Origin of the sequence: Marinovum algicola (genome assembly GCF_900109145.1) — a bacterium.
Classification (GTDB): domain Bacteria; phylum Pseudomonadota; class Alphaproteobacteria; order Rhodobacterales; family Rhodobacteraceae; genus Marinovum; species Marinovum algicola.
This window is the reverse complement of sequence record NZ_FNYY01000010.1, coordinates 163,988-184,929: the sequence shown is the minus strand read 5'-3', so window position 1 is coordinate 184,929 and position 20,942 is coordinate 163,988. Positions and strand designations below refer to the sequence as shown.

Here is a 20,942-nt window from a genome sequence, read left to right as displayed (position 1 = left end):
GATGTTCGACCGGTACGCGATCTACTACACCCCGCCCGAAGGGGCGCTGGCCGAGGCGCTGGCCGACTGGCTGGGCTGGGATGCGACGCGCGGCGCGGATCGTCAGCCGCCGGTGCTGGCCGGGCTGCCCCGCCCGGCCGCCGCGCTCACCGACAGGCCCCGCAAATACGGCGCGCATGGCACGCTCAAACCGCCGTTTCACCTCGCCCCCGGCTGCGTGGCGGATGAACTGACGGGTGCACTGGACGCCTTTGCCGCCGGCCGCGCGCCGGTGTGGCTCGACGGGCTGGAGGTGACGCGGATCGGCCGTTTCCTGGCGCTCGTCCCGCGCGGCGACACCCGGGCGATTGCCGATCTGGCGGCCGCGACCGTGCAGCAATTCGACCGTTTCCGCGCCCCGCCCACGGCCGAGGCGCTGGCCCGCCGCCGCAAGGCACGGCTCAGCCCGCGGCAGGAGGCCAACCTGATCCGCTGGGGCTATCCGCATGTGATGGAGGATTTCCGCTTTCACATTACCCTGACCGGCCCGCTGCGCCCGGAGGAGATCACGCCGGTGACCGATGCGCTCACCCGCCATCTTGCGCCGCTCGTGCCGGCCCCCTTTGCCGTCGAGGCGCTCTCGCTGCTGGGGGCCGACGTCGCGACCGGGCGATTTCACCTGATCCGCCGCGCGCCGCTGACCGGCTGAGGCGCGCGCGCGACACATGGATACAAACATAACGCCCAAGTGAGACATCCGGGAGCGGTTTGTCACGTCGGCGCAACATTGCTGCGCTACCAAGGTCTCAGATCGAGAACCACGAGCAGGCCCATGTCCGTTCTTTCCTTGCCTCTGCGCATCACCGGCGCGCGCGTGCTTGGTGCCACCGGCTTCGAGGCCCGGGCGCTGACCATTTCGGATGGCATGATTTCCGAAGGCCCGGCGCCGGAAGTGGCGCTGCCCGGCTATGACATCCTGCCCGGCATCGTCGACATCCACGCCCGGCCCGGCGGCACCACCAGCCTTGCCGCGCTCGACCGGCAGCTTGCGGCCCAGGGGATCACGACCGCCTGGGTGGCACAGGGCTGGGGCTGGCAGGGCGGCGCCTGCGCGCCCGATGCCGCCGCCGGCTTTCTCGACCGCCACGCCAGCCATCGGCTGCGGTCGCGCACCGATCTGCGGGTACTGCTGCATTGCGACACCCACATGATGGACGTCGAGACACGGCTGCTCGAGCTGTTGCACCGTTACGGGGTAAGCGCGGTGCTGTTTGTCGACAGCCTGAGTGATGCCGCCGTGCCGGTGGCGCCCGGGCTGCGTGCCACCGCCGGGGCGCTGCGCCTGCGCGGCGACGAGGTGCACCGGTTCCTGTGCAACCTGGCACATGCCTTCGACGTGATGAACATCCGCTCGGGCAGCTACGGCGACCGCGACGGCCAGTCGCGCGAGCGGCTGGCGATGATGGGCGCCAAGATCTGCGTCGCCCCGATGGCGAGCGGCGCGGCTTCGGTGGCGCGGGCCTGGTCCGATCCGGTGGCGCTTCCGGCCGCCGGGGTGACATCGCCCGGCCTCCACCCCGACATGCCCGATCCGCGCGACCTGATTTCCGCCGGGATGTGCGATGCGCTGGTTTCCGATGGCACGCCCGAGATGCTGATGCAGGCGGCGCTGCATCTCGACCGCAGCGGTGCCCTGCCGATCGCCGGGGCCTGGTCGCTGATCTCGTCGCGCCCGGCGCAGGTGCTGGGGCTGCGCGACCGGGGCAGGCTGGCGCCCGGGCAGCGTGCCGACCTGGTGCTGCTGCACCGCGCCAGCGGCGCTGTCGCCGCCACCATGTCGGCCGGCCGCTGGATCTATCGCAATCCCGAATTCGCCCCGCCGCTGCATGCGCCCCAGCCCGCCCGGCGCGAGATCGGCGCGCGGGCCTTGGCCGAAACCGCCGGCGAGCGCTGAACCGGCCGCCCCCGAAAGGCGGCGAATTTTACCGGTCATGACGCCTTTTGGCGCGCCCGGTTCCATCCTATAGTCACCGGCAAAACAGCCATGGGCAACTCCGGGGGGCAGTCAGGTGCGACAGGCAACAGGCGACAGGCCGTTCAATATCGTGATCGTGGCCCAGGCCGGACGGCTGCAATACGAGGCCCTGCTTTTCGCCGCCTCGTTCCGCTATTCCAACCGCGGCTTTCGCGGCCGGCTGTTCATCGCCGAACCGCAGCCCGGCCCGCTCTGGCCGCATGATCCCCGCATCAAGAACGACGACCTGCGCAATTTCCTGCTCGAGCTGGGCGCCGAGTTCCTGCCGTTCGAGAACCGCCATTTCGGCCACAGCTACCCACATGGCAACAAGATCGAGGCGCTGGCGGCTCTGCCCGAGGGCGAGCCTTTCGTGTTCTTCGACACCGACACGCTGATCACCGGCGCTTTGTCCGAAGTGCGTTTCGATTTCGACCGGCCCACCGCCTCGCTGCGGCGCGAGGGCACATGGCCCAGGATCGAGCTATACGGGCCGGGGTATACCGAGATCTGGAAATCGCTCTACGACAAGTTCGGCCTCGATTTCGAAAGCTCGCTCGATCCGACGCAGCCCGAGGAATACTGGCAGCGTTACCTCTATTTCAACGCCGGCTTCTTCTTCTACCGCTGCCCCCGTGAATTCGGCGCGCGGTTCCTCGATTATGCCCTGGCGATCCGCGACGATCCCCCGCCGGCGCTGGTCTGTCAGCCGATGACCCCCTGGCTCGACCAGGTGGCGCTGCCGTTGGTGATCCATTCTCTCGGCGGCGGACGTGATACCCTGCCCCCCGGCATGCTCGATGGCACGCATTCCTGTCACTACCGGTTCCTGCCGCTGCTCTTTGCGCGCGAGGGCAAGCATGTGGTCGACACGCTCGAGATCGTCGCCGCGCCGAACAAGGTGAAGAAACGGCTCAAGGAATACGAACCCGCCCTGCGGATGATCTATCAGGGGCGCGGCCACAAGGTACGCGACCTGTTCGACCGCGATAACCTGCCGCGCAAGGAACAGGCGATCCGCAACAAGATCAGGCGCGAAGGTTTCTGGATGCGATGAGGGGTGGATGGTGCGGCATTGCCGTGGGTTCAATAACTGCTTCGAGCCCACTTTGACCGATGCTGCAAAATGCACGAAGGTCAGCTTTCACTTTATTTCGAAGTTAAGGTTGCTAATGTGAGGTCCAATTCCAAGCTGAAGCCATGACCGTCTTCGGCAAGAGGACGGGGGTCAAAAAAATGATGAAAACGGAAATTCTAGGTGGTGATCGGACTTGGCTGTCGTGGACAGGCATGGAGACCGATCTGATTTTCAATCACGGTGTAGAGTTGCCGGAATTTGCGGCGTTCCCCTTGATCGACAACTCTGACGGACGACAGCGGCTTCGGGACTATTATGAGGATTTGATCCAGATCGGCCGCGACACCGGTGCAGGCGTAATTTTGGACACGCCAACTTGGATGGCAAATCCTGACCGCGCAAAAGCTGTCGGCTATGCGGCCGAAGACCTGCCGCGTGTGACCCGCGATGCGGTTGCTCTGGTGCGCAGCGTCTCGAATGAACACGCCGATGCAGCGATTTGTGTCAGTGTTCAGATTGGCCCTCAAGGCGATGGCTACGCGCCGGGGATGGCATCGGCCAAGCTCGCCGCCGACTATCACCGCCCGCAGATTGCGGCCGCCAAGGAGGCTGGCGCTGACGTCATAAGTGCCTACACACTTGGGTCAGCAGCAGAGGCGATCGGCATCTCGCTGGCGGCGCAAGAGTTGGGCATACCGGCTGTCATCTCCTTTGTTGTTGAGACAGACGGTAAGCTGGCCGATGGGACGACTTTGGCCGACGCCGTCACGCAACTTGCCGACACGGCGAATCCACTGGCGATTATGGTGAATTGCGCGCATCCAGACCATATTGCAAACGGGTTTGACGGCGGAAACTGGGAAGTCAAACTTGCTGGCATCGTCGCAAATGCATCTCGGCAAAGCCACGAAGAGTTGGACAATGCGGAAGTTCTTGATGATGGCGATCCTGACGAGTTGAGTCGGCAGCTCGCCGACCTCAAGGGGTCACACTCTGGCGTCCGCATTTTGGGCGGCTGCTGTGGAACGGACCTGCGGCATCTCCGCAAGATTGCAGAAAGGGTCGCTGCAACCTAAAAATCTCAACTTGATAGCCCAGAATCGTGGCTGACTGCGCCAATTAATTCAACATGTTTCGTTCGTACCGGTGCATTCATCCGTTACGCCCAAAGCGGACACAGGAGCACACGCCACGAAATGACGCTCTGTCCCGCAAACCCGACACTCGACATTCTCCCGCCACATACCCTCTGGCCTTCCGCCCCCGCACTGCATACCTTCCGCGCAATTTCAACGGAGGACCACATGACCGACGCCCCGAACTACGGTTTCGACACCCTGCAAATCCACGCCGGCGCCCGCCCCGATCCGGCGACCGGCGCGCGGCAGACGCCGATCTATCAAACCACGGCCTATGTGTTCCGCGATGCCGAACATGCCGCCGCGCTCTTCAACCTCCAGGAAGTGGGCTATATCTATTCGCGCCTGACCAACCCCACCGTCGCGGTCTTGCAGGAACGTGTCGCCACGCTCGAGGGCGGCGTCGGTGCAGTCTGCTGTTCCTCGGGGCACGCGGCACAGATCATGGCACTCTTTCCGCTGATGGCGCCCGGCAAGAACGTGGTGGTCTCGACCCGGCTCTACGGCGGTTCGATCACCCAGTTCAGCCAGACCATCAAGCGCTTCGGCTGGATGGCCAAATTCGTCGATTTCGACGACATGGACGCCGTCGAAGCCGCCATCGATGACGACACCCGCGCGGTGTTCTGCGAAAGCATCGCCAACCCCGGCGGCTATATCACCGACATCGCCGCTGCCGCGAAACTGGCCGATGCCGCCGGCATTCCGCTGATCGTCGACAACACCTCGGCCACGCCCTACCTCTGCAAGCCGATCGAACATGGCGCGACGCTGGTGGTGCATTCGATGACCAAATACCTGACCGGCAACGGCACCGTCACCGGCGGCGTGGTGGTCGACAGCGGCAAGTTCGACTGGTCGGCCTCGGACAAGTTCCCGTCGCTCAGTGCCCCGGAAGAGGCCTATCACGGGCTCAAGTTCCACGAGACCTTCGGGCCGCTGGCCTTCACCTTCCACGGCATTGCCATCGGGCTGCGCGATCTCGGCATGACGTTGAACCCCCAGGCGGCGCATTACACGCTGATGGGCATCGAGACGCTGTCGCTGCGCATGGAGCGCCACGTGCAGAACGCCGAAAAGATCGCCGCATGGCTGGAAAGCCACGACGCCGTGGCGGGTGTCACCTATGCCGGCCTCGACAGCTCGCCCTACAAGGCGCGCAAGGACGCGTTCTGCCCCAAGGGCGCCGGTGGCCTCTTCACCATCAAGCTCAAGGCCGGCTACGACGCCTGTGTCAAATTCGTCGATACGCTGGAACTGTTCAGCCATGTTGCCAATCTCGGCGACACCCGGAGCCTCGTGATCCATTCGGCCTCGACCACCCACCGCCAGCTCACCCCGGCACAGCAGGAGGCGGCGGGCGCCGGCCCCGACGTGGTGCGCATCTCGATCGGGATCGAAGACGCCGACGACCTTATCGCCGATCTCGACCAGGCGCTCAAGGCCGCCTCGGCCTGAGCCGCGACTGACCACCGCATGCCACAGATCGCGCCCCGATTTACCCCGGGGCGCGATTTGTCTTGGACTGGGCCGCAATGGCCTTATGCTGGCGGCAAAAATCCGAGCGAGGCCAAGCAGGATGCAGCACAGGACAATTGCCGCCAAGGGATCCGAGACCGCCATGGCCGATCCGGACTTCGGCTATACCACCGCCGTCAATGAATACGGGTTCTATTGCCTGCCCGATGCCTATGCCCGCCGCGAGGTGCCGCGGGTGCTGCTGGCTGGCGGCGTCTATGAACCCGAAACGCTGAAACTGATGCGGCGCTGGGTGCGCGATGGCGATGTCGTCACCGGCGGCGCCTTTGTCGGCGACTTCCTGCCCGCACTGTCACAGGTGATGGTGCCGGGCGCGACGGTGCATTCCTTCGAGCCCGCGCCGCTCAGCCATGCCGCCGCTCGCATCACCCTGCGGCTCAACCGGATCGACAACGCCGCGCTGCATCCGCTCGCCGTGGGCGAGACGCCGGGCACGCTGCATCTTCAGACCGTCTCGGACAGCGGCCAGCCGATGGCCGCGCGCGCCCGAGTGGTGGAGGATGAGATCGCCGGCAAGACGGTTGCCGTGCCGGTGGTGCCGATCGATGATCTGGTCGATGCCTCGCGCCGCGTCTCGGTGCTGCATCTCGATCTCGAAGGTCACGAATGGCCGGCTCTTCTGGGCGCCCGGCGGGTGATCGAGACCTGCCGGCCGCTGCTCGTGCTCGAGGCCGAAAAGGCCTGGGCGCAACGCAGCTTCGAGGCCCGTCTGACCGAGGCCTTTCCCGGCCTCGGCTATCGCATGGTCGGGCAGATGGAGCGCAATGCGTTTTTCCTGCCCGACGCCGCGCGCTGATCGCCCTCAGCGGGTGATCGCAAAGGTCATCCGCACCTGCGCGGAAAAGGTCAGTTCGCCGCCGGCCACCGGCACATCCCCGACCACCGACATCGACTCGGCGCGGGCAAACATCGGGCCGGGACCGCCCGAGTTGCCCGGCTCGACGATCTCGATCACCGGGCCCAACTCGACCCCGGCGGTCTTGGCATAAAGCGCCGCGCGGGCCTGCGCGTCGACAACCGCCAGCCGGCGCGCCTCGGTCATGTGCAAATCGGGGCTCTGGGCGCCGAAGCTGACGCCCGAGAGCCGATTGGCCCCGTCTTCGACCAGCAGGCCGATCACCTCGCCGAGCCGCGCCATGTCGCGCAGACGGACGGTGATGTCATTCTGCGCCCGAAAGCCCACGATCTCCGGCGGTTCTTCGGGTGTCGAGCGGTTGCGGTCGCGCCAGATCGGATCGATCCGCAGCGAGGCGGTCTGCACGTCGCGCGGCGCAACGCCCAGCTCGGTCAGCCGGGTGAAGATCTGCTGCACCGTGCCGCTTACCTCTGCCATCGCCTCGGCCGCGGTCGGCGCTTCGTGGCCGACGCCGATCGACAACGTCGCCATATCGGGCGCGGCCTGCACCTGGCCTTCGCCGGTGACAACGATCTGCCGCGCCACAGGCGTTTCTTGCGCGGCCACGGGAATCGTTGCGATCAGGGCAACAAAAGTGTTTACAATCAAACGTCTCAACATTGGCGGAACCTTTGTGTTATACTCATCACGGCGGATGCCGGACCGCCCTGTGCCCGCCAATCTAGAAGCGGCGGCGGAGCGGCGCAAAGGGTTTTCTCGGCGGGAAGCTGCCCTAAATTCGAGGTGAGGCGGTCGTGACTTGTGCGACCCGCGAAGGAGTGCGAAAGCCGAACGAATGAAACCAGATTTTGCACTGTTGCTGTCCTTTGACGGGATCGCCCTTCTGCGCCGTGCAGACGGCGACACCGAGGGCCGTTGGTACAAGCTCGGCGATGTGGCGCCCGAAACGGAAAACCTGCCCAAAGCCCTTGCAGACCTGCGAAATTCCGCCTTGGCAGAGGGCGGCGATCCGGCGGAGGTCAAGCTTGTCCTGCCGACCGAACAGGTGCGGTTTCTCGACATTCCGGCGCGCGCAGTGGGGACTTCGCCGGTGGCCTCGGTCGAATCGGCCCTGGATGGCGCCACGCCCTATGCGATCGACGATCTGGTTTATGATTACGAGGCCGGCGACGGAAAGCTGCATATTGCCGCCGTGGCCCGCGAAACGCTGGAAGAGGCCGAGAGCTTTGCCACCTCGCACGGGTTTCACCCGCTGGGATTTGTATCGGCGGTGGCCAGCGGCGCCGGCTTTGGCCGCGAGCCGTTCTTTGGCCCGACCGAAACCGCGCTGACCTCGCTCGCCCCGGGCGTGACGGTCGAAGGCGACGCGGCGCCGATCACCGTGATTGCCCGCCCGACGCCGCCGAAACCGGAGCCCTTGGCCGAACCGGAGGCCAAATCCGCCGCCGAACCGGAACCGGCCGTCGCGAAAGGCTCCGCACCGCAAGACAAGCCCGCGCCTGCGGCAAAAGCCGAACCGGGCGCCAAGCCCGCGGCCAAAGTCGAGCCCGCACCGGAGCCGATGGCCGCGCCGACGCCCGCTGCGGATGCGGTGGCCACGCCCAAGCCGAACTCGGCGAAAACGCCGGCAACAACTTCCGCGAAAGCCCCTGCCCCGGTCACCGAGCCGAAACCGGAGGCGGCCGCGCCAAAGGCGAAACCTGTCGTCGAGAAGCCGAAGGCGAAACCGGAAGCAGACAAGCCGAAACCCAAGGCCACCAAGCCAAAGGCGAAACCGGCCGCACCGAAACCGGCACCGGCGGTCCCGCCCGAAGCTCCCGCCGCAGCGAAGCCGGCCCCGGCGCCCCGCCCCGCGCCGACCGCCAAGCCGAAATCCGCCCCGCCCAAGGCGAAACCGGCCGCCCCCAAGGCGCCTGCTGCCAGCGACAGCGCCGCCGCGCCCAGTTTTGCCAGCATCCGCGCCCATCGCGATGCCCCGGCCCCGCGCCCGGCGAAACAGATCAGCGCCCGGTCCGCCGCCCCGACCGGCCCCAGCACGGCGCCCAAGCCGCAGGATGCAACCGAGGAACTTGCCGCCAAGGCCCGCGCCTCGTTCTCGATGCGGCCCAAGGCCCAGCCCGACCCAGCCGGCCCGGACAAGGGCAAACCCGCCAGCTCCACCGCCGCCCTGGCCGTCGCCGCAAGCACGGCCGCGCCCGAGGCTTCCGGACCATCCGTCGGCTTTGCCAGCCGCCGCAAGCCGCTGAAACCCGTCGACCCGGCGGCCGATATCCGCAAGCCGGCCTTTGGCAAGGGCAAGCGGCCCGCCGCCGCCGGCCCAGGCAGCGCTGTGATGGACGAGAGCGAGCGGATGACCGTCTTTGGCGCGCGCGGCCAGCAAAAGGTGGGCGGCAAGCCGCGGTTCCTCGGGCTGTTCCTGACCGCCGCGCTGCTGCTTGTCATGCTCGCCGTGGCCGCCATGGCCTCGATCTTCCTCGACGAGGGGCTCGCCGGCTTTTTCCGCCGCAGCCCCGACACCCAGGTCGCCGCGGCCGCCGCCCCCGAAAACCTGCCGCAAGACAGCGCGGCGGCCCAGGCCGCAACGCCGCCGGATGCGCCGGCCGCGATCCGAGTCGAGCCGGTGCCCGAAACCGCGCTTGCCCTGCCCGAAACCGGCGATCGGATCAACCCGGAAGATCCGGCCGCCATCAATGTCGCAGCTCTGAATGCCGGCCTGCCGGCGCTGAGCCGCGATCTGGTCGAGGATCAGGTCGACGGGCTCTCGGTGCCTTTCGAAGCCGAAGCGCTGAGCCCGGAGCAGGCCGAAGCGCGCTATGCGGCGACCGGCATCTGGCAGCGCGCGCCCCTGCCCCCGGATGAGCCCGCCCAGAGCCTTCTGGGCGATGTCTATGTCGCCTCGATCGACCCCTCGGTCGCGGTGGGCGACGCCGTGGCCATCCCCACCAGCCGCGAGGCGCAGACCGACGTCCTGCCGCCCTCGCAGGTGAACCCCTATCCCGCCGATGCCGGGCTGACCTTCGATGACAACGGGCTGATCCGGCCCACCCCCGAAGGGGTGCGCCACCCGGCCGGCTTCCTTCTGGTACAGGGCCCGCCGCCGCTGAAGCCGCCGCAGCGCCCCGGCACCGGCACCCCGGTCGAGACCGCCCTGCCGGCCAGCCCCGAGGCCGCCACCGGCGCAGAGCCCGACGCAGAGACCGCCACAACCGAGGCCGATCCCGAGGCGGACGCACCTGAATCAGCGCCGCGGCTCAACGTCGCGGCCGCGGTGGATGAAACGCTCTCCGGCCTCAAACCACGCGGCCGCCCCGGCGATCTGATCGAACAGAACGAGCGCGCCAACCTGGGCGGCGTCAGCCTGGAAGAGCTGCGCCAGAAGCGCCCGCGCCCCCGGCCCGAGCAGGAAGCCGAGAAGATCGCGGCCGAAGAGGACATCGAGGCCAGCGCCCTGGCGGTAGCCGCTTCGCCGCAGCCACAGCGCCGGCCGTCGAACATCGCCGCCCTGGTCACCCGCGCGCAGCGCTCGACCGAGGCGGAGGAGGTGCAACAGGCCGCCGCCGTTCAGCCGCGCACCGTCCAGCCCAGCATTCCCTCGCGCGCCTCGGTGACCTCGGCTGCGACCGAAAAGAACGCCATCAACCTGCACAAGGTCAACCTGATCGGTGTCTATGGCAAACCGGCCAGCCGCCGGGCGCTGGTGCGTCTTGCCAATGGCCGCTACCAGAAGGTCAAGGTCGGCGACCGGATCGATGGCGGCCGGGTCTCGGCGATCGGCGATGGCCAGCTCAGCTACGTCAAGAGCGGCCGCAACATCGTCCTGCGCATGCCGCGGGGCTGAAGCCTCGCGCCAAAGTGACCTTCTGCCCCCCTCGACGTGATCGGGCGGATGGCGCATACCGGCGCGAGATCGGCTAACATCTCTCATCAAAGGAGATCCCATGCGCCTCGCCCCCGTCCTCTGGACAATGCTGAGCCTCGCCTTGCCCACGGCGGCTGCGGCAGCCACGTCAGACACCTACAGCTCGACCGCCCTCACCGCCCGGCTGATCACCGCCGAAGATGGCGTCGCGCCCGAGGCCGGCACGCTCTCGGCCGGGCTGGTGCTCGAAATGGCGGACGGCTGGAAGACCTATTGGCGCAGCCCCGGCGAAGTCGGACTGCCGCCGGAGCTCGACTGGGGCGCTTCCGACAATCTCGCTTCGACCGAGCTGCTGTTTCCGGCGCCGACCCGCTTCACCGCCTTCGACATCGAGAACTTCGGCTATGGCGATGCGGTGACCTTTCCGATCCAGGTGGCGCTCGAGACCCCGGGCCAGCCGGCCCGCCTGGCCACCCAGGTGCGGCTTCTGGTCTGCAAGGACATCTGCATCCCCGAGGATTTCACCCTCACGCTCGATCTGCCGCAGGGCACCGGCATCGACACCGCCGCCGCCGAAACCCTAGCCGACGCCCTGGCGCGGGTGCCGGAAGAAGAGGCGGCCTCGGGCCTCGAGATCGAAGCCGCACATCTCTCCGACACGGCGCTGACCTTCGCGGTGCGCCATGCAAACGGCTTTCGCACGCCCGATGTCTTTCCCGAACTGGACGAGGCGATCTTCGGCAAGCCCGATCTGCGCCTCGACAGCGACCGCACCCGGCTCTGGGCCGAGGTGCCGCTGCTCTATCCGCTGGACGGCGCACCCGAAGCGCTGCGCCTGACGGTGACCGACGGCAGCTATGCCGGCACCATTTCGGCAGAGCTGGGCGGCAGCACACCGCCGGCGCCGTCGCCCGGGCGGGGCCTGGTGGCCATGGCGCTGATCGCGGTCCTCGGCGGGCTGATCCTCAATGTCATGCCCTGCGTGCTGCCGGTGCTGTCGATCAAGCTCGCCGCGGCGGTGCGCAAATCCGACCAGGGCCGCGCCCGGGTGCGGGCCGGCTTCCTGCTCTCGGCGGCGGGCGTCCTGACCTTCTTCTGGGCGCTGGCGGCGGTCACCTGGGGGCTGCAAACCATGGGCCACGCGGTGGGCTGGGGCCTGCAATTCCAGAGCCCGGTGTTCCTCTCGACGATGATCGTGATCCTGGTGCTCTTCGCCGCCAACCTCTTCGGCCTGTTCGAACTGTCCCTGCCCGCCGCGCTGCAAACCCGGCTCTCGGTCGCCGGCGGCAGCGGGCGGCTGGGCGATTTCACCACCGGCGCCTTTGCCGCGGTCCTGGCCACGCCCTGCTCGGCGCCCTTTCTCGGCACCGCGGTGGCCTATGCCATGTCCGGCGGCGGCCGCGAGATTGCGGTGATCTTCACCGCGCTGGGCTTCGGTCTCGCGCTGCCCTATCTCGCTGTCGCGGCGTTTCCGGGCGTGGTGGCGCTGCTGCCGAAGCCCGGCCGCTGGATGCTGGCGCTCAAGCTGGTGATGGGGGGCCTTCTGGCACTGACCGCCGCCTGGCTTTTCTTTGTCCTGACCGGCGTCGCCGGGCTCACCGCCGCGGCGCTGACCGCGACGCTGATGGCGCTGATCCTCGTGGCGCTTGCCTTCCGCCGCCTGCCCGGCCGCGTGCTCACCGTGGCGGCGCTAGCGGCGCTCACCGTCGCCCTGCCCGCCCTGCGCGATCCCGCCCCGGCCGCGGCCGCCCAGAGCGCCACCAACTGGGTCAGCTTCGACGCCACGCGCCTGGCCGAACATGTGGACGCCGGCAAGATCGTCTTTGTCGATGTCACCGCCGACTGGTGCCTGACCTGCAAGGCCAACAAAGCGCTGGTGCTCGACCGGGGCCCGGTGTCGCAGGCACTTGCGACCGAAGACATCCTGCCGATGCAGGCCGACTGGACCCGCCCTGACCCGGCGATCTCGGCCTATCTGGAAAGCTTCGGCCGCTTCGGCATCCCGTTCAACGCAGTCTACGGCCCGGCCGCGCCCAACGGCATCCCGCTGCCCGAGATCCTCAGCGAAGCAGCGATCTTCGAGGCGATCGAACAGGCCGGCGGCTGACGCCCGGCCCGGGCCTTCCTCTTGCCGAAAATACCACGGGGAGCGCGCGGGGCTGGCCCCGCGCTCCGACGCCGGCCGCGCCGCTTGTCCGCCGGTTTCTGCCGGCCCGGCGCCCCCCACCAGAGCCTCCTCGACCGCCCGATGGACCTGCAAGACCACGCCTGCGCGGCCGAAACCTCATGGGCCCGGCGTCCTCAGCTCGTTCGCAAACGGAATAGTGTCGAACAGGCCGGCGGGTGATCCCCCGCCCGGGCTTTCCTCTTGCCGAAAATACCGCGGGGAGCGCGAGGGGCTGGCCCCTCGCTCCGACCCCGGCCGCGCCGCTTATCCGCCGTGTTCCGCCAGTCCGGCGGCCACGACCTCCCGCCGCGGATCGTTGGCAGCCAGCCCTTCCAGCAGCCCCTCGGCCGCCTGATAGGCCTGCAAGGCCCGCGCCTGCTCGCCCAGAACGCCATAGGCGCGGCCGAGTTGCAGCCAGCCGTCGAGATCGTCGGGTTCGTCCTCCAGCCGCTCGGCCAGTCGGTTGACCATCGAGCGGATGAAATCGCCGCGTTCTTCTGCGGTCATGGCCTGGGCCGCCTCCACGTCCTCGGCGCTGGGGCCGCGGGTCACCACGAAATCGTCGAGCGCCACGGGTGCCGCGCCGGTCTCGCTGCCGAGGCGGTTGATCTGGCGCAGAAAGACCTCCATCCAGGGCTGCGCCTCGTCTGCCTGCCGCAGCCGCAGCACCAGCAGCTCGCGCGCCTCGCCGGAGCGGCCTTCCTGCTCCAGCCATTGCGCCTTGTAATAGCTCGCAGCCGGGTTCAGCACATCCATGTCCAGCGCCCGGTCGATCGCTGCTCCGGCCTGGGCGGTGATGATGCCGTCATTGGCGGCGATCAGCGCCTCGGCCCATTGCGTCAGATGGCCGGAATGGGCGTCCTCGCGGTCGACGATCCGGCCCAGCGCCTCGGCGGCGGCGTCGAATCGGCCCATCCTCATGTAGGTCTGGGCCAGAAGCTCCCAGCCCTCGGTCGGCCCGCCATTCTCGTCGCTCGTCAGCCGCTCACGCAGCCGTTCGGTCAGCTCCACGATCTCGCGAGTGTCGGCGCGCTCCTCGGCGCGTTCGGCAAACGGCAGGCTCTCGGCCCCCGGCGCGCCGGTCATCACATAGACCCCGCCGGCCAGCAGCGGCACCAGCACCGCCAGCGCCATCAGCATCGCCGCGCCGCCGGTTCGTGCCGGTCCGCGCCCCTTCAGGCGACCGACCGCCAGCATCCGGCGCTTGATCTCGAGCTGCGCGGCCTCGGCCTCGGCCGGTGAAATCAGCCCACGGGCACGTTCGGCGTCGATCTCCTTGAGCTGATCGACAAAGATCGCCAGCGCGCCCTCGCGGTGATCCACCGCAGCGCCATCGCGGCGCCAGAGCGGCAACAGAATCATCAGAACGGCCAGAAGCGCCATCGCCGCGGCGGGTATCCAGAATGTCATCACTCAGTCGTCTTTCCTGCTCTGATCGCCGTCATAGCGCGCCATCAACTCGGCCACGCGCGCCTCGTCCTCGGCGTTGAGCGCCTCGGCGCCGGCGCGCATGCTGCGTCGCCGCAGCGCCACCCCGGCCGCCACGCTGCCCAGCCCCAGAAGTACGAAGGGCGCCAGCCAGAGCGCATAGGTCGACGGCTTGAAAGGCGGTTTGAACAGCACGTAATCGCCGTAGCGGTCGACCAGGTACTGCCGCACCTCGTCATCGCTGTCGCCGGCCACCAGCCGTTCGCGGATCAGCAGCCGCAGGTCGCGCGCCACCCCGGCGTTCGAACTGTCGATCGGTTCGTTCTGACACACCACGCAGCGGATATCCTTGGAGATTTCCCGCGCCCGCGCCTCGAGTGCCGGGTCGTCGAGGATCTCATCCGGCTCGACCGCCGCCGCCATTCCGGCCAGCGCGATCAGCAGCGCGGCAAGCAACCCCCTCACGACGCCGCCCTTTCCCGCGTCGCGGCCAGCGCGCGGCGCAGATCGTCCTGCGCCTGCTCGGTGACAATCGGTCCGACATAGCGCCAGATCACGGTGCCGGTGCCGTCGATCAGAAAGCTCTCGGGCACGCCGGAGATGCCCCATTCCAGCCCGGAACGGCCGCTCTCATCCGATCCGATGCGCAGATAGGGATTGCCCAACTCTTCAAGCCATGCCTTCGCATCCTCGGGCTTGTCCTTGTAATTGATGCCAAAAAGCGGAAAGCCTTCCTGCGCAGCCAGGCGTGTCAGCACCTTGTGCTCGGCCCGGCAGGGCACGCACCAGGAGGCAAAGACATTGACCAGCACCGGTTCGCCCGCCGCCAGATCGCCGCTGGCCAGCCCCGGCACATCGACCCCGGCGATCGGCGCCAGGTCAAACACCGGCACCGGTTTCGAGATCAGCACCGAGGGAATGGCGTTGGGGTCGCGCTCGGGGTTCAGCCCCCAGACAAAGAAGCCACCGATCACCAGAACCACCGCGATGGGCAGCAGGACAAGGATACGTTGCATGTCGTTTACTCCGCAGGTTGCGCCATCTCGGGCGCCTTGGCCCGGCGTGGCGCGCCGACGCGCAGCCGCCGGTCGCTGAGCGAAAGCGCGCCACCGAGGACCAGCATGAAAGAGCCGAGCCAGATGAAATTCACCAGCGGCTCGTACAGCACCCGAAGCGTCCAGGCCTCGCCCGCGGTCTGCGAGGCCGGCTCGGCGATCGAGGCATAGAGGTCGCCGGCCAGCGAATGGCGAATGGCGCTCTCGGTGGTCTGGCTGCGCGCCACCGGGTAGTTGCGCCGCTCGGGATAGAGGTTTTGCAGGAATTCACCATCGCGGCTTACCACCAGGGTGGCGCGAAAGGCGGTGTAATTCGGCCCGGGCACCTCTTCGACGCCCTCGAGGCGCAGGTCAAAGCCCGCCACCTGAACCTCTGTACCCGGTTCGGCAAAGACGATCAGGTCTTCCTTCCAGGCCGAGGAGCCGACAAAGCCGAAGATGCAGACCGCCAACCCGAGATGCGCCAGCGTCATGCCATGGCTGGCGCGTGGCAGATTGCGGGCGCGCCGCAGGCTTTCGGAAAACGGCGCGCGGAACAGCTTGATCCGCGACGCCCATTCCTGCGCCGTCGCCACAAAGAGCCAGATGCCGAGGCCGAAGGCCAGCACGGCCAGCACCGGCCCCTCGGTCACCAGATACCAGAGCACCAAGGCCGCGACCGCCGCCAGCGCCAGCGCCAGCCAGAGCCGTTGCAGCACGCCCTTCAGGTCGGCCCGCTTCCAGGTCAGGAACGGCCCCAGCCCCATCACGAACACCAGCGGCAGCATGATCGGCACGAAGGAGGCATTGTAGAACGGCGGGCCAACCGAGATCTTGTCGCCGGTGATCGCCTCGAGAAACAGCGGATAGAGCGTTCCGAAGAGCACCGTGCCGGTGGCCACCGCCAGCAGCAGGTTGTTGATCAAAAGACCGCCCTCGCGGCTGACCGGCGCAAACAGCCCGCCGCCCTCCATCGCCGGTGCGCGCACCGCATAGAGGGTCAGAGAACCGCCGATCGAGATGCCCAGCAGCCCGAGGATATAGATCCCGCGTTCGGGATCGACGGCAAAGGCGTGCACGCTTGTCAGCAGCCCAGAGCGGACGATGAAGGTGCCCAGCAGCGACAGCGAAAAGGTGAGGATTGCCAGAAGGATGGTCCAGGACTTGAAAGCGCCGCGCTTCTCGGTGACGATGGCGGAATGCAACAGCGCGGTGCCCAGCAGCCAGGGCATGAACGAGACGTTCTCGACCGGATCCCAGAACCACCAGCCACCCCAGCCAAGCTCGTAATAGGCCCACCAGGAGCCGAGCGCGATGCCGGCGGTAAGCGACATCCAGGCCGCCAGCGTCCAGGGCCGCACCCAGCGCGCCCAGGCGGCATCGACCCGGCCTTCGATCAGCGCGGCGACGGCAAAGCTGAAGACGATGGAAAAGCCCACGTAGCCGACGTAGAGCAGCGGCGGATGCATCGCGAGGCCGATGTCCTGCAACAGCGGATTGAGGTCATTGCCGTCGACCGGCGGCGGCAACATGCGCTCGAAAGGGTTCGAGGTGAAGAGCATGAAGGTCAGGAAGCCGACCGAAATCCACGCCTGCACCGACAGTGTCCGCGCCCGCAGGGCATGGGGAATATTGGTGCCAAAGACCGCCACCCCCGCGCCGAACAGCGCCAGGATCAGCGTCCAGAGCAGCAGCGAACCCTCGTGGCTGCCCCAGGTGGCGGCCACCTTGAACAACATGGGTTTCAGCGAGTTGGAATTCTCGACCACGTTGCGCACGGTGAAATCGCTGACCACGAAGGCCCACATCAGCGCCCCGAAGGCCAGGGCGAGAAACACCAATTGCCCCAGCGCCGTCGATTGCGCCGAGCGCATCCACACCAGGTTGCCGCGGGCCGCACCTGCCATCGGCACCACCGATTGCACCACCGCCAGCGCGAGCGCCAGGGCCAGGCCGAATTGTCCGAGTTCCGGGATCATGGCACCACTCCCCATGGGCTGTCAGATCATTGCGACAGTCCTAGCCGCTGAGAGGTGAAAAATTAAGTCACCATTTCGTTGTTTTACGTATCATTTGGTCGCAGCCCGGGCGTCGCGGCCAAAAGTTTCCGCCGCGGGCCATTGCCTCTGGCGCCGCAATGAGGTCACTTCCGGTGACCTCCCAAAGCCGCAGGATCGCCCATGTCCCTTCGCATCTTCATCAACGGGTTCGGCCGCATCGGCCGCACCATCACCCGCATGATCCTGACCGATCACCCCGATATCGAGATCGTTGGAATCAACGACATCGCGCCGCTCGAGACCTGCGCCTATCTGTTCGGCTACGACAGCGTCTTCGGCCCCTTCCCCGGCGGTGCCGAGGGCCGCGACGGCACGCTGCATGCGGCCGGCCGCGCCCTGCCGATGACCCATGCGCCGGATATCTCGGCGCTGGACCTCACGGGCGTGGACATCGTGATGGAGTGCACCGGCAAGGCCCAGACCCGCGAGGTGGCGCTGCGTGGCCGCACCGCCGGGGCGCGCCGTATCCTGATCTCGGGGCCCTCACCGGCGACCGACGATACCATCGTGCTTGGCGCCAACACCGAGCTGTTGGGCGATCAGATTGTGATCTCCAACGCCTCCTGCACCACCAATGCGCTGGCACCGCTGCTGCGCCTGCTCGACGAGGCGGCGGGGGTGGAGAGCGGCCACATGACGACAGTGCATTGCTACACCGGTTCGCAGCCCACCGTCGATGCGCCGCGCGGCGATCTGGTGCGCTCGCGCGCGGCGGCGCTGTCGATGGTGCCCACCACCACCTCGGCCGGCCGGCTGATCGGCGTGGTGCTGCCGCATCTGGCCGGCCGGATCGAGGCCCGCGCCATCCGGGTGCCCACCGCCAGCGTCTCGGCCATCGACCTCACCGTGCAGACCCGCGCGGCGATCACGGCCGAGCGGCTGAACGGGCTGATCCGCGCCGCCGATCCCGCGCTCTTCGGCTATACCGACCTGCCGCTTGTCTCGACCGACCTGCGCGGCCGGCCGGAATCGCTGGTGGTGGCGGGCCGCGAAACCTCTGTTTCGCTAGGCGGCGTGCTGCGGATCTTCGGCTGGTATGACAACGAATGGGGCTTTTCGGCGCGGATGCTCGATATGGCACGCCGGATGGCCTGACGTGGCATGGGCCGGACGGCTGCGGGCGCCACGGGGTCGTTCGGCCGGATTGCGCTGCCCAGATCTGCCAGGGTGAAGATCAGTTCGAAAGCAGCATGGCAACCCGCTCGGGCACGTCCTTCAACATACACTCGCGCGACAACCCCGCGCGCCCGCGAAACATGTAGCCCTGCCTGATGTCAAAGAGCAGGGCCGCCCGTTCCCGGGCGGGAAAGGTTGCCGGCAAGGTGCCCTTGTCGATCTCTCGTTCAAAGCGGGCCGTCAATCTGCGTTCGGTGTCGGCAATGGCATCCTCGACACGTTCGGCCACCCCGTCCACCTGGCCGACAGAGGCCACGACGCTGGACGCGAGAAAACACCCCTTTGCCCCGCTTTCATGCTCGGTCGCCGACCGGATCACCTCGACCAGAAAGCCATGCAGCGCCGGCTCGATGTTCTCTTCGCCCTCCAGGACGACAAGCGGCGTGCAGGCATCGGCCGAGCAATAGTGATCGATCGTTTTCAGGTAGAGCCCACGTTTGTCGCCGAAGGCGGCATAGAGGCTCGGCCCCGTGATCCCCATCGCGCCGGTCAGGTCGCGCATCGACGCCCCATCGTAGCCCTTCTCCCAGAACACGGCCATCGCTTGCAGCAAGGCCGTGTCATAATCGAAGGTTCGCGGGCGCCCTAATTTTTTTGTAACGGACAATATATAATCCTTGACCCTCACGGGCTCTGCGATTTATGTGTTGATCGTTACATATAGAGGATCACCCAAATTGACCAGTGGAAAACTTGCCGCCGGATCGGTATTTCCGGCGATCGACCTTCCTGTGCTCGGCGGTCGCCGTCGCGAAATTGCCAAGCCCGCCGAGGGCTTTGAATGGATGCTTGTTGTCGTCTATCGCGGCAAGCACTGCCCGCTTTGCACGACCTATTTGCAAGAGCTCAACGCCGCCTTGCCCGAGCTGAACGCTCAGGGCGTCGACGTGATCGCGGTATCGGCCGACAGCGAAGCCCGGGCGACCGCGCAGATGGCGAAAGTCTCGCCCAGGTTCGACGTCGCCTATGGCCTGACGATCCCGCAGATGGCGAGGCTGGGGCTCTATATCTCGGATCCCCGCAACGGGATGGATGTCGAGGCCCCTTTCGCCGAGCCGGGACTGTTTGTCCTCGATGAGACCGGGGCTCTGCAAATCGTCGATATCTCGAACGTTCCGTTTTCCCGGCCCAACCTGGAGTGGATTGCCAAGGGCATCAGCTTCCGGCGCGGGCCCATGAAAGAGGCCCCCATCAACGGCACATATGCCTGAACCAGAAGGAAACATCATGACCGAAAAAACTGAAACCGCTCTGCGCGCAAGGATCGACGAGCTGATGAAAGCCGGGGTCAGCGCTGACATGGAGACGCTGGACAAGATTTACCATGACAACATCGTCGTCATGGATCTGAGCATCGACGGCCGCCTGATGACGCTGGAGAAAAACGACTTCATGGCGCTGCTGAAGGAGACCTTCAGGGACAAGACCCCGGAAGATCATATGTGGTCGAAAATCCACAGCCTGACGGTCACAGGGGACCGTGGCCATGTGCTTATCTCGCGCAGGATTCCGGTTGGTGGCCCGAACATGATGATCGATCTGAGCATCGATTTCGTCTTTGAAGACGGCCGCTGGCAGGTGGTCCGCGAGGTGAATTTCAGCCGTCCGGACCAGAAAGCGGCCTGATCCGAGCCATATACGCGCAGCGCGGACGGCAATGGCGCGCAGTCGGGCCGTCGCCGATTGGCCTCTGATCATGGCGCATTGCGCCACCCCCGCAGCCTCGGCCATGTCAGAGGCGCCCGCCCGCCACCTCCAACCAACGGCAAGGGGTGGCCCGTCAGGGCCGCCCCTCTCTCAATTCATGCACCTGGCGGTCACCGGGCCGCAGCCACCGCCCGCCGGGTCATCACGCCCACCAGATGCGCGCGATATGCGCCGGTGCCATGCAGATCTCCGATCATGCCGTCACCAGAGACCGACAGCCCCTCAAGTGCGCTTTCGGCGAAATTGCCGCCCAACGCCGCTTCCGCCTCGGTCCAGCGGAACACGCCCTCTTCCGAGGCGCCGGTGACGCCGACGCCGACCCGGTCGGCGTATTTGGCCACAAAGACCCCCACCAGCGGAAAGCGCGAGGCCGGTTGCTCGAACTTGATATAGGCCGAGCTCTCGGGCACCGGGAATTTCACCGCGGTGATAATCTCGCCTTCCTCCAGCGCGGTGGCGAACATGCCCTGGAAATAGTCGTCCGCCGCGATCTCGCGAGAGTTGGTCACGATGGTCGCGCCGCAGGCCATGGCCGCCGCCGGGTAACAGGCCGACGGGTCGTTGTTGGCCAGCGAGCCGCCGATGGTGCCGCGATTGCGCACCGCCGGATCGCCGATCTTCGAAGCCAGCCCCGCAAGACCGGGAAAGCCCTCCGCCGTCTCGCGCGCGATGGTGCCATGCGTGGTGCCGCCGCCAATGGTCAGCGTGTCGCCGTCGCGGCTGATACCCTTGAGCTCTTCGATGCCCGACAGGCAGACCAGTTTCGACGGGCTTGCCAGACGCTGCTTGAGCGTCGGGATCAGGGTCTGCCCGCCGCCCAGCGCCTGCGCCTCGTCGTCGGCCAGCGCCGCCAGAGCATCGGCCAGGGTGGTTGGCCGTTCGATGTCAAAGCTGTACATATTCAGC

At 67.0% G+C, this 20,942-nt stretch carries 18 protein-coding genes; 11 read left to right on the top strand and 7 right to left on the bottom strand.

Annotation, left to right across the window (positions count from 1 at the left end):
* Nucleotide 1: 1 nt before the first annotated feature.
* The 6 genes from BMW90_RS15025 to BMW90_RS15000 all read left to right on the top strand — a co-directional run bounded on the left by BMW90_RS15025 (nucleotide 2) and on the right by BMW90_RS15000 (nucleotide 6,545).
* Nucleotides 2-688, top strand: a complete 687-nt coding sequence (locus BMW90_RS15025; protein WP_074837284.1) for a DUF1045 domain-containing protein — start codon at nucleotides 2-4, stop codon at nucleotides 686-688.
* A 123-nt stretch (nucleotides 689-811) separates the two neighbouring features.
* Nucleotides 812-1,933: an amidohydrolase family protein gene (locus BMW90_RS15020; RefSeq protein ID WP_074837283.1), complete on the top strand. Its 1,122-nt coding sequence runs from the start codon at nucleotides 812-814 to the stop codon at nucleotides 1,931-1,933.
* A 115-nt stretch (nucleotides 1,934-2,048) separates the two neighbouring features.
* The gene (locus BMW90_RS15015; protein ID WP_074837282.1) at nucleotides 2,049-3,050 is read left to right on the top strand and encodes a hypothetical protein; all 1,002 of its coding nucleotides are present in this window, start codon (nucleotides 2,049-2,051) and stop codon (nucleotides 3,048-3,050) included.
* A 143-nt stretch (nucleotides 3,051-3,193) separates the two neighbouring features.
* Nucleotides 3,194-4,147, top strand: coding sequence for a homocysteine S-methyltransferase family protein (locus tag BMW90_RS15010; protein ID WP_211568892.1), 954 nt, complete (start codon nucleotides 3,194-3,196; stop codon nucleotides 4,145-4,147).
* Between the two features lie 228 nt (nucleotides 4,148-4,375).
* Entirely contained in the window at nucleotides 4,376-5,668 is a 1,293-nt protein-coding gene (locus tag BMW90_RS15005) for an O-acetylhomoserine aminocarboxypropyltransferase/cysteine synthase family protein (RefSeq protein ID WP_074837281.1), read from the top strand.
* Nucleotides 5,669-5,789: 121 nt separating this feature from the next.
* Entirely contained in the window at nucleotides 5,790-6,545 is a 756-nt protein-coding gene (locus tag BMW90_RS15000; RefSeq protein WP_158499035.1) for an FkbM family methyltransferase, read from the top strand.
* A gap of 6 nt (nucleotides 6,546-6,551) precedes the next feature.
* On the opposite strand, the gene BMW90_RS26695 is transcribed toward BMW90_RS15000, so the two are convergent.
* Complete coding sequence (locus BMW90_RS26695; RefSeq protein ID WP_170850551.1) at nucleotides 6,552-7,190, bottom strand: SIMPL domain-containing protein; 639 nt, start codon at nucleotides 7,188-7,190, stop codon at nucleotides 6,552-6,554.
* A 250-nt stretch (nucleotides 7,191-7,440) separates the two neighbouring features.
* Here BMW90_RS26695 and BMW90_RS14990 point away from each other — a divergent pair, with 250 nt between their 5' ends.
* Both BMW90_RS14990 and BMW90_RS14985 read left to right on the top strand, forming a co-directional pair.
* Nucleotides 7,441-10,443, top strand: a complete 3,003-nt coding sequence (locus tag BMW90_RS14990; protein WP_074837279.1) for a hypothetical protein — start codon at nucleotides 7,441-7,443, stop codon at nucleotides 10,441-10,443.
* A 100-nt stretch (nucleotides 10,444-10,543) separates the two neighbouring features.
* Entirely contained in the window at nucleotides 10,544-12,571 is a 2,028-nt protein-coding gene (locus BMW90_RS14985) for a protein-disulfide reductase DsbD family protein (RefSeq protein ID WP_074837278.1), read from the top strand.
* A 324-nt stretch (nucleotides 12,572-12,895) separates the two neighbouring features.
* Here BMW90_RS14985 and ccmI read toward each other — a convergent pair whose 3' ends face one another.
* Genes ccmI through BMW90_RS14965 form a run of 4 tightly spaced genes read right to left on the bottom strand, consistent with a single transcriptional unit; the run spans nucleotide 12,896 to nucleotide 17,072 of the window.
* Nucleotides 12,896-14,041 carry a c-type cytochrome biogenesis protein CcmI gene (gene ccmI / locus BMW90_RS14980; protein ID WP_074837277.1) on the bottom strand — a complete coding sequence of 382 codons (1,146 nt, stop codon included), beginning with the start codon at nucleotides 14,039-14,041 and terminating at the stop codon, nucleotides 12,896-12,898.
* 3 nt (nucleotides 14,042-14,044) lie between these two features.
* Nucleotides 14,045-14,524: a cytochrome c-type biogenesis protein gene (locus BMW90_RS14975; protein WP_048532218.1), complete on the bottom strand. Its 480-nt coding sequence runs from the start codon at nucleotides 14,522-14,524 to the stop codon at nucleotides 14,045-14,047.
* Nucleotides 14,521-15,075 carry a DsbE family thiol:disulfide interchange protein gene (locus BMW90_RS14970; protein WP_074837276.1) on the bottom strand — a complete coding sequence of 185 codons (555 nt, stop codon included), beginning with the start codon at nucleotides 15,073-15,075 and terminating at the stop codon, nucleotides 14,521-14,523. Before BMW90_RS14970 ends, BMW90_RS14975 begins: the two co-directional genes overlap by 4 nt.
* 5 nt (nucleotides 15,076-15,080) lie before the next feature.
* Nucleotides 15,081-17,072 (bottom strand): heme lyase CcmF/NrfE family subunit, encoded by a 1,992-nt coding sequence (locus tag BMW90_RS14965; RefSeq protein ID WP_074837275.1) that lies wholly within the window; start codon nucleotides 17,070-17,072, stop codon nucleotides 15,081-15,083.
* A 201-nt stretch (nucleotides 17,073-17,273) separates the two neighbouring features.
* Here BMW90_RS14965 and BMW90_RS14960 point away from each other — a divergent pair, with 201 nt between their 5' ends.
* Entirely contained in the window at nucleotides 17,274-18,248 is a 975-nt protein-coding gene (locus BMW90_RS14960; RefSeq protein WP_074837274.1) for a type I glyceraldehyde-3-phosphate dehydrogenase, read from the top strand.
* Between the two features lie 79 nt (nucleotides 18,249-18,327).
* On the opposite strand, the gene BMW90_RS14955 is transcribed toward BMW90_RS14960, so the two are convergent.
* A complete protein-coding gene (locus BMW90_RS14955) occupies nucleotides 18,328-18,882 on the bottom strand; it encodes a TetR/AcrR family transcriptional regulator (RefSeq protein ID WP_211568890.1) in 555 nt (184 codons plus the stop codon).
* A 64-nt stretch (nucleotides 18,883-18,946) separates the two neighbouring features.
* Here BMW90_RS14955 and BMW90_RS14950 point away from each other — a divergent pair, with 64 nt between their 5' ends.
* Nucleotides 18,947-19,540 (top strand): redoxin domain-containing protein, encoded by a 594-nt coding sequence (locus BMW90_RS14950; RefSeq protein WP_211568888.1) that lies wholly within the window; start codon nucleotides 18,947-18,949, stop codon nucleotides 19,538-19,540.
* A gap of 16 nt (nucleotides 19,541-19,556) precedes the next feature.
* Nucleotides 19,557-19,955, top strand: a complete 399-nt coding sequence (locus tag BMW90_RS14945; protein ID WP_048532223.1) for a nuclear transport factor 2 family protein — start codon at nucleotides 19,557-19,559, stop codon at nucleotides 19,953-19,955.
* Between the two features lie 191 nt (nucleotides 19,956-20,146).
* On the opposite strand, the gene BMW90_RS14940 is transcribed toward BMW90_RS14945, so the two are convergent.
* Complete coding sequence (locus tag BMW90_RS14940; protein ID WP_048532224.1) at nucleotides 20,147-20,935, bottom strand: FAD binding domain-containing protein; 789 nt, start codon at nucleotides 20,933-20,935, stop codon at nucleotides 20,147-20,149.
* Nucleotides 20,936-20,942: the final 7 nt, after the last annotated feature.

What these genes read in the sequence shown, in the direction of transcription:
- ccmI (WP_074837277.1), bottom strand. Translation starts at nt 14,041, where the DNA reads ATGACATTCTGGATACCCGCCGCGGCGATGGCGCTTCTGGCCGTTCTG.
- BMW90_RS15020 (WP_074837283.1), top strand. Translation starts at nt 812, where the DNA reads ATGTCCGTTCTTTCCTTGCCTCTGCGCATCACCGGCGCGCGCGTGCTT.
- BMW90_RS15010 (WP_211568892.1), top strand. Translation starts at nt 3,194, where the DNA reads ATGACCGTCTTCGGCAAGAGGACGGGGGTCAAAAAAATGATGAAAACG.
- BMW90_RS14940 (WP_048532224.1), bottom strand. Translation starts at nt 20,935, where the DNA reads ATGTACAGCTTTGACATCGAACGGCCAACCACCCTGGCCGATGCTCTG.
- BMW90_RS15025 (WP_074837284.1), top strand. Translation starts at nt 2, where the DNA reads ATGTTCGACCGGTACGCGATCTACTACACCCCGCCCGAAGGGGCGCTG.
- BMW90_RS15000 (WP_158499035.1), top strand. Translation starts at nt 5,790, where the DNA reads ATGCAGCACAGGACAATTGCCGCCAAGGGATCCGAGACCGCCATGGCC.
- BMW90_RS15005 (WP_074837281.1), top strand. Translation starts at nt 4,376, where the DNA reads ATGACCGACGCCCCGAACTACGGTTTCGACACCCTGCAAATCCACGCC.
- BMW90_RS14960 (WP_074837274.1), top strand. Translation starts at nt 17,274, where the DNA reads ATGTCCCTTCGCATCTTCATCAACGGGTTCGGCCGCATCGGCCGCACC.
- BMW90_RS14990 (WP_074837279.1), top strand. Translation starts at nt 7,441, where the DNA reads ATGAAACCAGATTTTGCACTGTTGCTGTCCTTTGACGGGATCGCCCTT.
- BMW90_RS14985 (WP_074837278.1), top strand. Translation starts at nt 10,544, where the DNA reads ATGCGCCTCGCCCCCGTCCTCTGGACAATGCTGAGCCTCGCCTTGCCC.
- BMW90_RS14965 (WP_074837275.1), bottom strand. Translation starts at nt 17,072, where the DNA reads ATGATCCCGGAACTCGGACAATTCGGCCTGGCCCTGGCGCTCGCGCTG.
- BMW90_RS14970 (WP_074837276.1), bottom strand. Translation starts at nt 15,075, where the DNA reads ATGCAACGTATCCTTGTCCTGCTGCCCATCGCGGTGGTTCTGGTGATC.
- BMW90_RS14945 (WP_048532223.1), top strand. Translation starts at nt 19,557, where the DNA reads ATGACCGAAAAAACTGAAACCGCTCTGCGCGCAAGGATCGACGAGCTG.